The sequence below is a fragment of the Wenyingzhuangia sp. 2_MG-2023 genome, assembly GCF_030548295.1.
Taxonomy (GTDB): Bacteria; Bacteroidota; Bacteroidia; order Flavobacteriales; family Flavobacteriaceae; genus Wenyingzhuangia.
On sequence record NZ_JAUOSB010000001.1, the window covers coordinates 294,046 to 308,895 of the forward strand.

Sequence of the window (14,850 nt, forward strand, 5' to 3'; positions counted from 1 at the left end):
GGCATGATTATTTCTAGCATCATTAATACATTTATCAAGAAACTATTTTTAGTTATTGTTTTCTGTGCTTTTTCAATTCAAGCACAAATACAACAACAGCAATTACAAAGAATAGGTTTTGTAGATATGGAATATGTTTTAGAACAGATTCCATCCTATACAAACGCTCAGGATAAATTAAATGCAGAAACTACTCTTTGGAAAAAAAACTTAGACAAAATGTATCTAAAGTTAGAAACCCTAAAAAAGGAGTATTTGAATGAAAAACCATTGTTAACGGAAGATTTAATTGAAGACAGAGAAGTTGAAATAAAAAACTATGAAAACGAGATAGTTAAAGCCGAAAACACTTACTTTGGCGTAGAAGGTAAGTTATTTGAATTAAGAAAGAAATTAGTAACGCCATATCAAGATTTGGTATACAATGCAGTACAGACGGTAGCCAAATTGCGTAAATATGATATGATTTTTGAAAAATCTTCGTCAATTGTTATGCTATATACAAACAACAATTACGATATTAGCGACCTAGTTTTAAAGTACATTCAAAAATCTGAAAAGGAAATAGAAGCCGAAGAAGCTCAATTGAAAAAAGAAGAAGCTCGAAAAGCTAGAGAGAAGAGAATAGAAGAACAAAGACAAAAACGAGAAGAACTCCGAATTAAAAGGGAAGAAGAACGACAAAAACGATTAAACAAGTAAACAAGATGAAACAAGTAAAAACTACATTATTAATTGCAATTATAGCAATAGGATTTACACACTTTGCGCAAGCACAAAAAGTAGCTCACATCAACTTAGATGAAGTTGTAGCCTCTATGCCAGAAGCAAAAACAATGCAAACTGACATGGAAAAATTAGGAAAGACTTATGAGTCTGAAATCAAAGCAGCTTCTGCAGCTTTGAAAGCCAAATTTGACAGATATACTGCTGAAGAAAAATCTAAAACTCCTGAAGAAAACCAACAGAGAGCTGCAGAAGTACAACAAGAGCAAGTTAAAATTCAACAATTACAACAAGCTGCGCAACAAGAATTGCAAAAAAAGCAAAATGAATTGTTAGAACCAATTATCAAAAAAGCACAAGATGCCATCAAAGCATACGCAAAAGAAAAAGGACTTCAGTACATTTTAGATGCAAGAACATTGATCTATTCTGAAGGAGGAGAAGATATTTCTGCTGCAATCAAAACAAAATTAGGAGTAAATTAAGTCAAAACGTTTATTCTTTTTTAAATTCTAAAAGCGTTCTGATTTCAGAACGCTTTTTTTATATCTTTAATTTACCGTTTTGTTTTAAAACTATGTTACAAAAACCAGAATCTCCCATTGGTGTTTTTGATTCAGGCGTTGGTGGTACTTCCATTTGGAAAGAAATTATCCATCGATTGCCTAATGAAAATACTGTTTATTTAGCAGACAGTAAAAATGCACCTTATGGAGAAAAATCAGAGCAAGAAATTATAGCTATCTGTATTAAAAACACAGAAATTCTACTTCAAAAAGGTGTTAAAATTATTGTTGTGGCTTGTAATACTGCTACAACCAATGCCATAAACATTTTACGTGACCAATTTGACATTCCATTTATAGGAATTGAACCCGCCATAAAACCCGCTGCCTTGGCTACTAAAACCAAAGCTATAGGAATATTAGCTACCAAGGGAACTCTTAGCAGTCATTTGTTTCATGAAACTGCTCAAAAATTTGCTTCTAATATTTCAGTTATTGAACAAGAAGGTACAGGATTGGTTCCGCTTATAGAAAACAACCTTATCAACAGTTTTGAAACCAAACAACTCTTGCAAAACCTTTTGACTCCGATGGTTGCTCAAAACATAGATTATTTAGTCTTAGGTTGTTCACATTACCCCTACTTGATTCCTGAAATCAGAGAAATTATAGGAGACAAAGTAACCATAATTGATTCAGGATGTGCCGTTGCTAAACAAACAGAAAAAATTCTATTTGAAAAAAATCTTAGAAATAATACTATTCAAAAAGGGAAGCATTACTTAATGAGCAATAGCGATCCTAAAACACTAACTCATCTTGTAAAGGATATTGAAAACACAGTTATCGATTATGTGATTTTTTAAAACCACTCAACACACAAAGCAATTATCATCTGCAAAATGTACATATAGAGCTCTATTTGATGATTTCTTTATTATAGTTTTAATCACCTTAAAGAAATCTACAATGAAACAACAATTCTACATACTTTTACTAACATCTATTTTATCTTGTTCGGCAAACAACAATCAAATTAGTAGTTCCGAAATTACACAAGAAAAAAACACTACGTTAATTCATCCTGGAAACGTATCCGATATTGCCGTTTATAAAGCCACACCTTATTCAGAAGAAGGTGCAGGCTATCAAGCCCTAGATTTTGACCAACTCCCTTCAGACAGAATCAAAAAATTTTCTCATATCGATGAAACAAACGATACTGAAAAACTAAATGAACTAATCCAAAATTTATCCAAAAAAGGAGGAGGTAAAATTTATATTCAAACAGGAACCTATCTTTTTAAAGAAGTTACCTTACAGTCTAACATTCACATCACTATTCAAGAAGGAACTTTTATCCAAATGGATCATACAAAAAAAGGAAAAAACTTTTTGTTCAATGTAGGGATGATAGAAGGAAAACCTATAGTAGAAAATGTAAAAATAGTTGGGTTAGGTAATCTTGAAACTAGACCCAAATTGATTCTTAACAGACCTAAAAACACTTTCTATAGAGCTATTGCTCTTGGATATGTAAAAAATGTTTTGATAGAAAATATTAAAATAGAAGATGAATTGACCAAAGGAGCAGCCATTGCTTTTAATCCTGTAGAAATAGATAACGAAACTGCAAATATTGCACAGAACGTAACCATTACAAATGTTGAATTGACTGGTGGCTCTATAGGTTATGGGTTGGTACAAACCAATGTTGGAAAAAACATTTTGTTGAAAAATTTATCTTCTGAAGGGGGAATGACCTGTAGAGTAGAAGCTCATACAGGTAGACAATACGATTTAGGAGTTGATAATATAGTGATTAAAAACGTAGCTAGTATTCATGGAAAAGCAGCAGTATTACTACAGCCACATTCTGTATTAAACGGTAGAGTACTTGTAGATGCTGCTAAGTCTGAAGGGAGTACCTGGACTTTATTCTTAAAAGAAGGATTTGTGGCAAAAGATTCTAAAAGAAGAACCAAAGGAAGTTTTGCTCCAAACTCAATCTTTAAAAATATTAGTATGAGTGCTAGTGACAATACTGCAACCTTGTCTTTTAAAAACTTTGTATTGGTTCCTAACACTTTAAAAGCTTTTTATAAAAATCCTGATTTTCATCCTGTGCTAAAAGATGCAAATTACGGAACTACCAACGGAGTCTTGGCAAGAGAAAGTGCTATTATTGGTGCTTCTATAGCGGGAATTTATATAGATGCTCAATATCCTTTACAACTTCCAAAAGAAAATGAAATTGTAATTATTGGCAAAACAGAAAATCGACTAAAAATACTTGACAAGAGATAAATTTTAAAAAGCTCCAAACATACAATTGGAGCTTTTTCTATTCCTTATACCAACCTGCATACTTAACATACGCATCAGCAATTCTATTTACTTCTCCTTTTAGTAATTCTTCACTCAAATCTTTAATTTTTTTAGCGGGTGTACCTGCATACACACTTCCAGACTTCACAATGGTTCCTTTCGTAACCACTGCTCCTGCAGCAATAATACAATTAGATTCCAACACACAATCATCCATTACAATAGCTCCCATTCCAATCAGAACATTATCATGAATGGTACAACCATGCACAATGGCATTGTGACCTACTGAGACTGAATTACCAATAACCATTGGATATTTTTTATACGTAGCATGAACTACAACTCCATCTTGAATATTCACTTTGTTCCCCATTGTAATGCTATGAACATCTCCTCTAATAACAGCATTGTACCAAACACTACAATCATCTCCCATAGTTACTTGACCAATCACCACACAATTTTCAGCTAAAAAACAATTCTCCCCAAATTTGGGTTTTACCCCATTCAATTCTCTAATAATCATCCTGTACTTTTTGTATAAAAATAAAAGAAATAGATGACATAACATCTCTTGAGAACTAAGAGAAATCTTTAATTCTTTGACTCCAAATAAGAAATTCTTATCGTTATAGAAACAATACATAAAAAACACAACGTAAAAATGAACGATGTCAATTATATTTAAAAAATACTAAATCCATAACAAAGAAGAGTTTTCAAATAAATACTATCTTTGCATTCCATAAAATCAGGACTATGATCGTACTAAAAACTCTTGAAGAAATTGAATTGATGCGAGAAAGCGCATTGATCGTATCTAAAACTTTAGGAATGCTTGCCAAAGAAGTAAAACCAGGTGTCACAACTTTAGCTTTGGATACCATGGCAGAAGCTTTTATTAGAGATCACGGTGCGGTTCCTGGATTTTTAGGATTGTACGATTTTCCAAATTCATTGTGTATGAGTCCAAACGCACAAGTAGTACACGGAATTCCAAACAAAGAGCCTCTAAAAGAAGGAGATGTAATTTCTATAGATTGTGGGGCTCTTAAAAATGGATTTCACGGAGATCATGCATATACTTTTGAAGTTGGAGAAGTTGCTCCTGAAGTAAAAGAATTACTAGAAGTAACCAAACAAAGTTTATACGTTGGAATTGCAGAATTAAAAGCCGGAAATAGAGTTGGTGATGTTGGTTATGCCATTCAAAAATACACCGAAGATCATGGATATGGTGTGGTTAGAGAATTGGTAGGACACGGATTGGGTAGAGAAATGCACGAGGATCCACAAATGCCAAACTACGGAAAACGTGGTAGAGGTAAAAAATTTGTCAACGGGATGGTAGTTGCTATTGAACCTATGACCAACATGGGAACCAAAGATATTATTCAGCTAAATGACGGTTGGACTATTTTGACAAAAGACGGTAAACCATCTGCACATTTTGAGCACGATATTGCTATTGTAGACGGTAAACCAGAAATTCTTTCTACTTTTAAATACATCAACGATGCTTTGGGAATTGTTACCAATGTAGAAGATCAGTTTAGAGCTAAACCATATGGAGCTTAAATGAGTTTGTTCAAAACCATATTGAATGTGGTTCCAAGACCTTGGTTGATCAAAGCCAGTTATTTGGCAAAACCTTTTTTAGATTTTTATTACAAAGGAAATACATTTACAGATCCTATCAATCAAAAATCTTATCGTAAATTCTTGCCTTATGGCTACGAAAATCAACGAGAAAACGTACTTGCTCCTGGAACTTTGTCTTTAGAAAGACATCGTTTGTTATGGTTGTATTTAAACAATCATTCAGATTTTTTTACCGCTCCTAAAAAAGTACTGCACGTTGCTCCTGAGCAATGTTTTTACAAAGGCTTTAGAAAGCAAACAAACTTAGACTATACCACCACTGATTTATTTTCTCCTTTAGCAGATGTAAAAGCAGACATCTGTGATTTGCCTTTTGACAACAATACTTATGATGTTGTTTTTTGCAATCATGTTTTGGAACACATTGCAGATGATGCTAAAGCAATGAGCGAATTGTTCCGTGTGTTAAAACCTGGAGGTTGGGGAATTTTTCAAGTTCCACAAGACACAAAAAGAAAAAACACCTACGAAGATTTTAGTATTGTATTACCCGAAGAAAGACAACTCCATTTTGGTCAATACGATCATGTACGAATCTACGGATTGGACTATTTTACTAGACTGGAAAAAGCAGGTTTTACTGTAAAACAATTTAAAGTTACCGACCATTTTTCTCCTCAAGAAATTGAGAAATTCGCTCTGATGAGAAATGAGATTTTACCTATTTGTTTTAAAGAATTATAGTTCTCTTCTTTTAGAATTGTTTTTCAACATTGATATCTGCTTCAGAAAAAGCGAGTCTCTTAACTTTTTAGAATTTGATTTAGTAAATATGTTTTTCTTGGCAATATCTTAAACTCTCAATAAACTATTCCACAAACTTCAAGTTCTCACTTTTGTAGGTTTTCAGTTTATCGTTTTCTAAATAAATAAAGAACACTTTTAAATCTGGATGTTGCAATGCAATTTTTCTAGCTTTTTCAAATCCCATCGCCATAAATGCCGTTGCATAAGCATCCGCTTCCCCACAAGATTTTGTACTAATCACAGATGTGCTTAACAAATCAGTTTGTGCAGGAGAACCCGTTTTAGGATTCAGCGTATGTGCTATTTTTTGTCCTGTAATACTATCTATTCTAAACTTTCTGTAATTTCCAGAAGTCGCAATTGCCTCATTCTTAAGATGCGTAATTTTTTGCAAACTTCTAGCACCATCAAAATGAGGTTCTTCTATACCCACAGACCAATCGTCTCCCTTAGCGTTTTTACCTCTAGCTCTTATTTCACCTCCAATTTCTACCAAATAATCTTTAATCCCTTTGCTTTCTAAAAACAAACCCGCGACATCTACTCCGTAACCTTTGGCAATGGCATTAAAATCTAAATAAATCTCTTTGTTCTCTTTTACAACTGTATTTCCTTTTAGACTCACTTTTTCAAAACCCACATACTGCATCAAACTATCTATTTCTGATACACTTGGTTCTTTGGTTATTTTTTTAGGACCAAACCCCCAAACATTCCCTGTTTTTCCAATAGTAGGGTCAAAATATCCTTCTGTGTTTTTATGAATTTTTTTAGCTAAAACAAAAACATTTTTAAAATTATCATCCACTTCTATAGATGGAATTCCACTATTTAATTTGCTAATAACTGATTCGTTATGATACGTAGAAAGAGAATTATTAATTTCTTTAAATAATTCTGCAATATTTTCACTTAAGTCACGTTCTAGATTATCAGAATACTTAATGTGAAAAGTGGTACCAAATACGTTTCCTTGAAGTTTTTTATATCCGTTTTTTTTAACGTTGCATGCATTTGTAAAGAAAAGTGTTATGAAACAAAAAAAAAGCACTTTAAAAGGTTTTATAGTAGCAGTTCGGTGCATATCCATTAGGTTTTAACTGGAAAGTTTTTATATTTGTTTAAACAAAAATACAATTTATAACCCATGAAAAAAGTTTTAATATTAATCGTTTCTGTTTCTTTAGTAGCAACATCTTGTGTGTCTAAAAAAAAGTACAGCGATTTACAAACTGAGCAAGCTTCTATTCAAAGCAAATTAGCTTCTGCACAAAAGAATTTATCTGCCTCTACTGTTGATTTAGGAAAAGCTGAAAATGAAATTTCTGCTTTAAAAGATAGAATTCAATTTTTAGAAAAAGGAAATAGCAAGTACTTAGAAAATGTAGACAATTTGATTGCTATGTCTAAATCTGCTACTGAAAACATGAGACAAACATTATCTCAGTTGCAACAAAAAGATGAGTACATCAAATACATTAGAGAAGCAAATTCTAAGAAAGACTCTATCAACTTAGCGGTTGCTTTTAACTTGAAGAAAATTTTACCAGGAGGTTTAAATGACGAAGATATTTCTGTAAACATTGAAGGAACAAAAGTATTTATCTCTATTGCTGATAAATTATTATTCAACTCTGGATCTTACAGAATTTCTAAAAGAGCAGAATCTATCTTAAAGAAAGTTGGTGCTGTTGTTAACGAATATCCTAACATGGATGTTATGGTAGAAGGACACACTGATGACAAATTGGTTAAAGAAGGTGCTTCTGTAAAAGACAACTGGGACTTATCTGTGCAACGTTCTGCTGCTGTAGTTCGTGAGTTACAAACTAAATACGATGTTTTACCTGCTAGATTGATTGCTGCTGGTAGATCTCAATACGCTCCTGTAGTTGAAAACAGTTCTGCTGAAAACAGATCTAAAAACAGAAGAACAAAAATTATCATCATGCCTAAATTGGATGAGTTTTTTGAATTGTTAGATGGTGAAAAATAAGAATATTTAAGATTGACAAACAACTTCGTTAATCTTTACATTATATAAAACTCGGAATGGCAATTTGCTGTTCCGAGTTTTTTGTATCTCCTCTTTAAACATCTTAAAAAGAAAAATCCAGCACATTGGCTGGATTTTTTTTATTATAAACCTTTTTAGATTGCTATACCAACGGGAATCTTGTCATTTCTTTTGGTTGATCTACACCAATCAATTTTAAAATAGTCGGAGCTACATCACCTAAAACACCATCTTTAATTTCTTTGATATCATTATCTACTAAAATCATAGGAACTGGGTTGGTTGTATGTGCCGTGTTTGGAGATCCATCAGGATTCATCATTACCTCACAATTACCATGATCGGCAATTACTAGTGTAGAATATCCATTTGCCAATCCTGTTTCTATTACAGCTTTAGCACAAGCATCTACAGCTTCACAAGCCTTAATAGCCGCATCCATCATTCCAGTATGTCCAACCATATCACCATTTGCAAAATTCAAACAAACAAAATCAGCTTCTCCTTTTTCTAAATCTTCACACAAAGCATCTTTTAATTCATAAGCACTCATTTCTGGCTTTAAATCATAAGTCGCAACTTTTGGCGAATTCCTTAAAATACGAGATTCTCCTTCAAATGGATCTTCTTGTCCACCAGAGAAAAAGAATGTTACATGAGGATATTTTTCTGTTTCTGCAATACGGATTTGTTTTTTACCTGCAGCAGATAAAACTTCTCCAATGGTATTCTTAATATTATCGTTGTTGTAAATCACATTGATTCCTTTAAACGTTTCATCGTATAAAGTAATGGTTGTGTAGTACAAGTCTAACTTTTTAGTGTTTTGCTCAGCAAAATCATTTTGAGACAACATATTTGTCAACTCTCTTCCTCTATCAGTTCGGTAGTTAAAGAAAAGAACAACATCTCCTTCTTCAATTTTTGCTTTTGGAGTTCCATCAGCATTGGTCATAATTACGGGCTCTAAAAACTCATCCGTAACTCCTGCTGCGTAATTTGCGTTTAAACTAGCTATCGCATCGGTAGACATTGTTCCTTTTGCATTCACCACAGCATGGTAAGCTTTTGCAACACGTTCCCAACGGTTATCTCTATCCATGGCAAAGTAACGCCCAGTCATTGTTGCCAATTCTCCAGTAGTTTTAGTCATGTGCTCTTGAATATCGCTAATAAAAGCTGCACCCGATTTTGGATCTGTATCTCTACCATCTGTAAATGCGTGTAAATACAAATTATCTACTTCATTCTCTTTGGCTACATCTAACAATCCTTTGATATGATCGATATGTGCATGGATTCCACCATTGGAAACCAATCCTAATAAGTGAACTTTCTTATTGTTTTCTTTGGCATATTTATAAGTATCAACCAGCACTTTTTCTTGCCCTAAAGTCTTCTCTCTTACTGCAATATTAATTCTTGTCAAGTTCTGATATACAATTCTACCAGCCCCTAAATTCATATGCCCTACCTCAGAATTCCCCATTTGTCCATCTGGCAAACCAACAAATTCTCCATCCGTACGCAAAGTTGCATTTGGATATTTGTTGTATAAAGAATCAATGTATGATGTGTTTGCGTTAAAAACTGCAGATACTTTTGGATCTTGAGTTACACCCCATCCATCAAGAATCATTAAGATTACTTTTTTGTTCATTTTAGTTGAATTTTAATTCTATAACAAATATAAAGATTCAACTGAGTTTACAAACGTTAAAACCTTAAGAAACAAAGAAAAGGTTTTCGATAAATTTTATAGGTTGATGTTTTACAAATCTTATTACAAAAGACTCTAAATCATCTGTTTTATTTTAAGAAACAAATCAATAATTAAAAGTTTACAAGGCCTCTAAGAACAAACAAATATCAATATCATTTAAACAAACCAAATAAAACATTTGATACGTATACTTTTTCAATTGACTAGGCAAATACCCTAGTTTCTTTTTAAAAGCAACTGTAAAATGCTGTGGATTTTTGTACCCAACTTCATAAGATGCTTGAGAAATAGTGAATTTTTCTTTCTGAATTAATTCTTTTGCTTTTTCTATTCTAAGCGATGTAATGTATTTAAAAATAGTTGTCCCATACAGTTTCTTGAAACATTTCTTTAATTTTGACGTATTCATTCCCGCCAGCAAAGACAACTCAGAAATAGTCAGTTCTCCTTTTAAATTTGTTTTGATGTGTTTTTCAACAACCTTCAAGTTCTCTCTATCCAATTCGCTAAGATCATCTTCTACTACTTTTTCTTTAGTAACGGTTAACGATATTAACAGCAACTCAATAATTTTAGCTTCTAAAAAGGCCTTTTTCATAACTCCTTCAAAGCCACAATTTATCACATCTTTTAGAATTCCTCCAACCTGCTCATTCATCAACATTCCTTCTTTAAAAAAACCACAAACAGTTTGGTTCAATTTAGAATCTTGTAGATTTTTAGATTTTCCTGTAAAACACAACCCCATTACATTTTGTAACAAAGATTCTGTAAAATAAATTTCTAAAGATTTTTTTTGGACTTCATGATATTCATACGTTACTGTTGATGCCGGGAAATAAAACAGATTATACTGTTCTTTTAAAACCTTAAAACTTGCTTTATTATTGTTTTCAAAACTTGCTGCAACATCTCCATCAAACTCAAAATGCAACTTAAACAAAGGAAAACTATGAGAAGCCACTAAGTCAAAATTGTTCGTAGTAGTCTTAAAATTCTGATAAAAAATATACATTTTATCAAGCTGAACATCCTGAATAGTTCCTTGTATACTTCCATTATTTACAAACCAAGTGTTCTCATCTATTTCTTGAGATTTAAAATCTTTGTCAAAAGACTTTATCAACTCTCCTTTCTCAAAAATTGAACTTTTAAAACAAATCTCCATTTATTCCTTTTGCGTTATAATAATTTCTTATTGCGTTATCTAGAACTTTTCTTCATAACGTACTTTTGCAAAAGTAAATTATTTTTATCTAATCTAAATAAGATACTCCAAAAAGAAATGAAAAACATATTCCTTTTACTATTCTGTATTACAGCTACTAGTTTTGCTCAAAAAAAACACAATATAATTATTGGAAAGGTTGTAAGTGCTGATGGTTTTCCATTATTAGGAGCTACTATTTTAGTAGACAACAACCAATACGCTACCATTGCAAATCAAAAGGGAGAATATCTAATTCACAATCTAAAAGCAGGAAAACATATTATTTCTGCATCTTATATAGGATTTACTTCTCAACAGAAAGAAATTCAGATAATCAATGAAAAAAAACATCAAAAAATTAATTGTGATTTTGCTTTGAGCGAAAGTTCAGAATCTTTGGAAAAAGTAGTCCTTAAGGGAAAAACAAAAAAAACAAAAATTGAAACAGAAGGGTTTGCTGTAAATGTAATAGATACTAAAGAAGCCTCGTTAAGAAATTTAACATCAAACGAACTATTAGACAGGTCTGTTGGTGTACGTATAAGACAAAATGGAGGGGTAGGTTCTAATGTAGAATACAACCTAAATGGTATGTCTGGAAGTACTGTCGGAATTTTTCTTGATGGTCTAGAGATTTCAACTTATGGTCAATCTTTCAACCTTAACAATATACCAACTTCTATGATTGAACGTATAGAAGTATACAAAGGTGTGCTACCTTCACATCTTACCGGTGATTATTCAGGAGGAGCTATTAACGTAGTGTTAAAAAAAGATGTCTCTCAAAACAACATCAATCTGGCGTCGTCTTATGGATCGTTTAACACGTCACAGTCGGATATTGGAATTATTCTTCGTGATAAAAATACAGGACTTGCTTTTAGAGGTTCAGCTTTTTACACCTATACAGACAACAGCTATGAAACTTGGGGAGAATCTACAACCTATGTAAATTACTTAGGGCAAATTACGAGACCTTATCGTGCCAAACGTTTTAACAATACATACAAAGCATTAGGAGGGCGTTTTGAAGTTGGGGTTACAGATACAAAATGGGCAGATCAATTTTTTATAGGCTACAATGGATCTAGCAATTATAGAGAAATACCTCATGGAACTACAATGTCTGTACCCTATGTTGGTAGGTTTAGTGAAGCTGAAGCTCATGTATTATTACTTAACTATAGTAAAAAAGACTTTTTAATCGAAAACTTAGCGTTAAAAGTAAATGCTGCAAGAAGCTATAGAAGCACGTATGTACAAGATACCGTTGGTATTGCTTATAATTGGGATGGTACTGCAAGAGAGGTTATTGAGTATGGAGAAAGAGTTCCTCTTAAGACACTTAATGGTGGACAACAAGGAGAAAAAACAATCACAAATACTGATAGAGAAATTACAAATATGCGTTCGAATTTAGGTTATATGATAACTGATGGACATAAAATATCTATAAACCATAAATACGAAGCGACAGATAGAGAAGATCAAGATTTGTTAAATTCATCTATAACTGATTACGCAACAATAAGTACCATATCCCAACACATCCTTTCACTTAATTACGAAGCTGAGACTTTTAATAAAAAATTATTGACAAATTTTTTAGGTAAGTATACCTATAACCACACAAGCCAAACAGAATACAAAATTACTACAATAAATGAAGTTAACTCAATTGTGAGAAAAGATACTGTTTCTAGTAATTCTAACTTTGGTTACGGTGCCACATTATCTTACAATGTTAGCCCTAATTTATACCTTATAGCTTCTACAGAAAGCTCCTATGTTGCCCCTACAGACAACCAATTATTTGGAGCTCCTGATTTGAATATTCTTTCTAACACAAGTTTAATTCCAGAAAAAAACATCAATTACAATTTAGGTTTCCGTTTAAAAGCGCTGGAATTTAATAAACACAAAATATCCGTTTATGCGAATCTTTTTTTGCGTAATGGATATGATAAAATCGCTCAACAAGCTGTAGATGAATCTGAAATTGAAGTAGAAGAAGAAGCCGATATTCAAGTGACTAAATACGTAAACCTAGGAAAAACACAAGCAAAAGGCTATGAAGCAGAAATTATATACATCTATAATAACCGATTAAATACTTCTTTAAATTTTTCAAAGTTTATCAATGCATATAAAGAAGCTCCATATTATAACCAACAATTAATTAACGAACCGTTTTTTACTGTTAACGCTAATTTACAGTATAGCTTTAATAATGTATTTCAAAAGAAATCCATATTAAATACTTATTACACCATGGGGTATGTGGGTGAATATTTCACGGTATGGGGACAACCAGAATGGTCCAAGACTCCTAGTCAATTATCACATGACATAGGATTGAGTTATCGTTTCCCTTCAAAAAAATTAGTTGCAAGCCTAGATGTTAAAAACATATTAAATGCTGAACTCTACGATAACTTCAGAATACAAAAACCAGGGAGAGGTATCTATTTCAAATTAAATTACACAATCAATAAATTATAATAATTAAATAAATTAATATCATGAAAAAAAATCTATTCAAAATAGCATTATTAAGCATCGTTTTGGCTTTAGGAAGTTGTGACAATGATGACATAAATGATGACTCAACTGTAGATCCTGTTGATGAAACTCGCTATATTACCTTAACAGCATCATTCCCAGACGATGATGGAACTGGAGGTAATGGAGGGACTCGTGCATACGGTATTACTGTAGAAAATGCAGAGGATCCAAATTATATTGTAGACCTTTTAAAATATGAAAATGGAGAATTTGTAGAAGGTATTGGTTTAAAATCTAGCCGTACCGCTCGTGTACAAGCTTCTGCTGATGGTAAATACTTATACAACATTCAATACACAGGTACCGAAGGTGGTGTGTTTAACAAATACGAAGTTGGTGAAGGAGGCGACTTTGAAGAAATAGGATACGAGTTAAATACAGCTGCAATTTTAGGTACAGCACCTCGTTGGATGAAAGCTGCAGAAGGTATTGGTATTGGTGTATACGCAAGCTCATCTGATGTAGGATATGAAGGAGAAGATGGTAATTATACATTTATAAGCGCTGAAAGTGAAATAAAAATAGCTGTATTAGACTTAGATCAAACTGCTATTATAAACACTGCTATATTTGATTTTCCTTGGACAGATGAAGAAATAGCAGCTGGTTACAACGTAGGGCGTGTAGATGTTCCTATTTTAAACGCTGCACAAACTAAACTTTTTATCGGGTGTAGAACACGAAAATATGACGTTACTGCAACTCCTACTCTAAATGAGGATGGTATCCCTGTATGGCCATATGGTGAAATTGATGGTACAAAAACTTTAGTGTTAGATTACCCTTCTTTAAAAAATCCTACTGTTATTACTTCTACAAATTCAACAGAAGTTAACAACTCATACCGTACTATGACTCAATATGTGGGTACAGATGGACACGTTTATCAAGCTACCGCTACATCAGGTGCAGATATTTTACGTATTAGTAGTACGACTAACGACTACGATCAAGACTACCATTTTGACTTAAACTCTGCAATTGGTGTTACTGGAGCGCAAATTAAAGCTTGGAGATATATTAAAGACGGAATTGGTGTTGTTTTATATACTTCAGATGATGCAGATGGAGGATACGTTGCCTTAATTGATTTAAACACACCTTCAAACTCAGTAAAATTAGCTACAGATGTTGAAGCAGATGCAGATTTAGAAACATCTTTACGTCAATTCCAATACATTGGTTTGGTTGGAGATACTGCTTATGTTCCTTTAACTCCTTCAGGAAAGGAAGGTTCTATTTATGTAATTAATACTTTAACTAAAGAAATTACAAAAGGTGCTACCTTAAAAACTATATCTGGTAGTTATTACTTAGGAGCATACTAATAAAAAAAAATCATTTTAAGTCCCTTTTTGTCTTT

Annotated in this window: 13 protein-coding genes; 9 read left to right on the plus strand and 4 right to left on the minus strand. The window is 32.6% G+C overall.

Annotated elements, in window-relative coordinates:
* Window positions 1–3: 3 nt before the first annotated feature.
* The 4 genes from Q4548_RS01055 to Q4548_RS01070 all read left to right on the plus strand — a co-directional run bounded on the left by Q4548_RS01055 (window position 4) and on the right by Q4548_RS01070 (window position 3,539).
* Window positions 4–702 carry an OmpH family outer membrane protein gene (locus Q4548_RS01055; RefSeq protein ID WP_303450387.1) on the plus strand — a complete coding sequence of 233 codons (699 nt, stop codon included), beginning with the start codon at window positions 4–6 and terminating at the stop codon, window positions 700–702.
* Window positions 703–707: 5 nt separating this feature from the next.
* On the plus strand, window positions 708–1,211 hold the full coding sequence (locus tag Q4548_RS01060) for an OmpH family outer membrane protein (RefSeq protein WP_303450389.1): 504 nt from the start codon (window positions 708–710) through the stop codon (window positions 1,209–1,211).
* Between the two features lie 92 nt (window positions 1,212–1,303).
* Window positions 1,304–2,098 (plus strand): glutamate racemase, encoded by a 795-nt coding sequence (murI, locus tag Q4548_RS01065; protein ID WP_303450391.1) that lies wholly within the window; start codon window positions 1,304–1,306, stop codon window positions 2,096–2,098.
* A 103-nt stretch (window positions 2,099–2,201) separates the two neighbouring features.
* Complete coding sequence (locus Q4548_RS01070; RefSeq protein ID WP_303450394.1) at window positions 2,202–3,539, plus strand: hypothetical protein; 1,338 nt, start codon at window positions 2,202–2,204, stop codon at window positions 3,537–3,539.
* Between the two features lie 37 nt (window positions 3,540–3,576).
* On the opposite strand, the gene Q4548_RS01075 is transcribed toward Q4548_RS01070, so the two are convergent.
* On the minus strand, window positions 3,577–4,089 hold the full coding sequence (locus tag Q4548_RS01075) for a gamma carbonic anhydrase family protein (protein WP_303450396.1): 513 nt from the start codon (window positions 4,087–4,089) through the stop codon (window positions 3,577–3,579).
* 233 nt (window positions 4,090–4,322) lie between these two features.
* Between Q4548_RS01075 and map the strand changes: the two genes are divergently transcribed.
* Together map and Q4548_RS01085 are read left to right on the plus strand one after the other, a co-directional pair.
* Complete coding sequence (gene map, locus Q4548_RS01080; protein ID WP_303450399.1) at window positions 4,323–5,141, plus strand: type I methionyl aminopeptidase; 819 nt, start codon at window positions 4,323–4,325, stop codon at window positions 5,139–5,141.
* Window positions 5,142–5,909: a class I SAM-dependent methyltransferase gene (locus Q4548_RS01085; protein WP_303450402.1), complete on the plus strand. Its 768-nt coding sequence runs from the start codon at window positions 5,142–5,144 to the stop codon at window positions 5,907–5,909.
* A gap of 124 nt (window positions 5,910–6,033) precedes the next feature.
* On the opposite strand, the gene Q4548_RS01090 is transcribed toward Q4548_RS01085, so the two are convergent.
* Window positions 6,034–7,056, minus strand: coding sequence for an FAD:protein FMN transferase (locus tag Q4548_RS01090; RefSeq protein ID WP_303450404.1), 1,023 nt, complete (start codon window positions 7,054–7,056; stop codon window positions 6,034–6,036).
* Window positions 7,057–7,119: 63 nt separating this feature from the next.
* On the opposite strand from Q4548_RS01090, the gene Q4548_RS01095 reads away from it, so the two are divergent.
* Window positions 7,120–7,968: an OmpA family protein gene (locus tag Q4548_RS01095; protein ID WP_303450407.1), complete on the plus strand. Its 849-nt coding sequence runs from the start codon at window positions 7,120–7,122 to the stop codon at window positions 7,966–7,968.
* Window positions 7,969–8,131: 163 nt separating this feature from the next.
* On the opposite strand, the gene gpmI is transcribed toward Q4548_RS01095, so the two are convergent.
* Together gpmI and Q4548_RS01105 are read right to left on the minus strand one after the other, a co-directional pair.
* Window positions 8,132–9,649, minus strand: a complete 1,518-nt coding sequence (gene gpmI, locus Q4548_RS01100) for a 2,3-bisphosphoglycerate-independent phosphoglycerate mutase (protein WP_303450409.1) — start codon at window positions 9,647–9,649, stop codon at window positions 8,132–8,134.
* Window positions 9,650–9,830: 181 nt separating this feature from the next.
* Window positions 9,831–10,880, minus strand: coding sequence for an AraC family transcriptional regulator (locus tag Q4548_RS01105; protein WP_303450412.1), 1,050 nt, complete (start codon window positions 10,878–10,880; stop codon window positions 9,831–9,833).
* A gap of 117 nt (window positions 10,881–10,997) precedes the next feature.
* Here Q4548_RS01105 and Q4548_RS01110 point away from each other — a divergent pair, with 117 nt between their 5' ends.
* Entirely contained in the window at window positions 10,998–13,424 is a 2,427-nt protein-coding gene (locus tag Q4548_RS01110; RefSeq protein WP_303450415.1) for a TonB-dependent receptor, read from the plus strand.
* 20 nt (window positions 13,425–13,444) lie between these two features.
* Window positions 13,445–14,815, plus strand: coding sequence for a hypothetical protein (locus Q4548_RS01115; RefSeq protein WP_303450417.1), 1,371 nt, complete (start codon window positions 13,445–13,447; stop codon window positions 14,813–14,815).
* Window positions 14,816–14,850 lie beyond the last annotated feature (35 nt).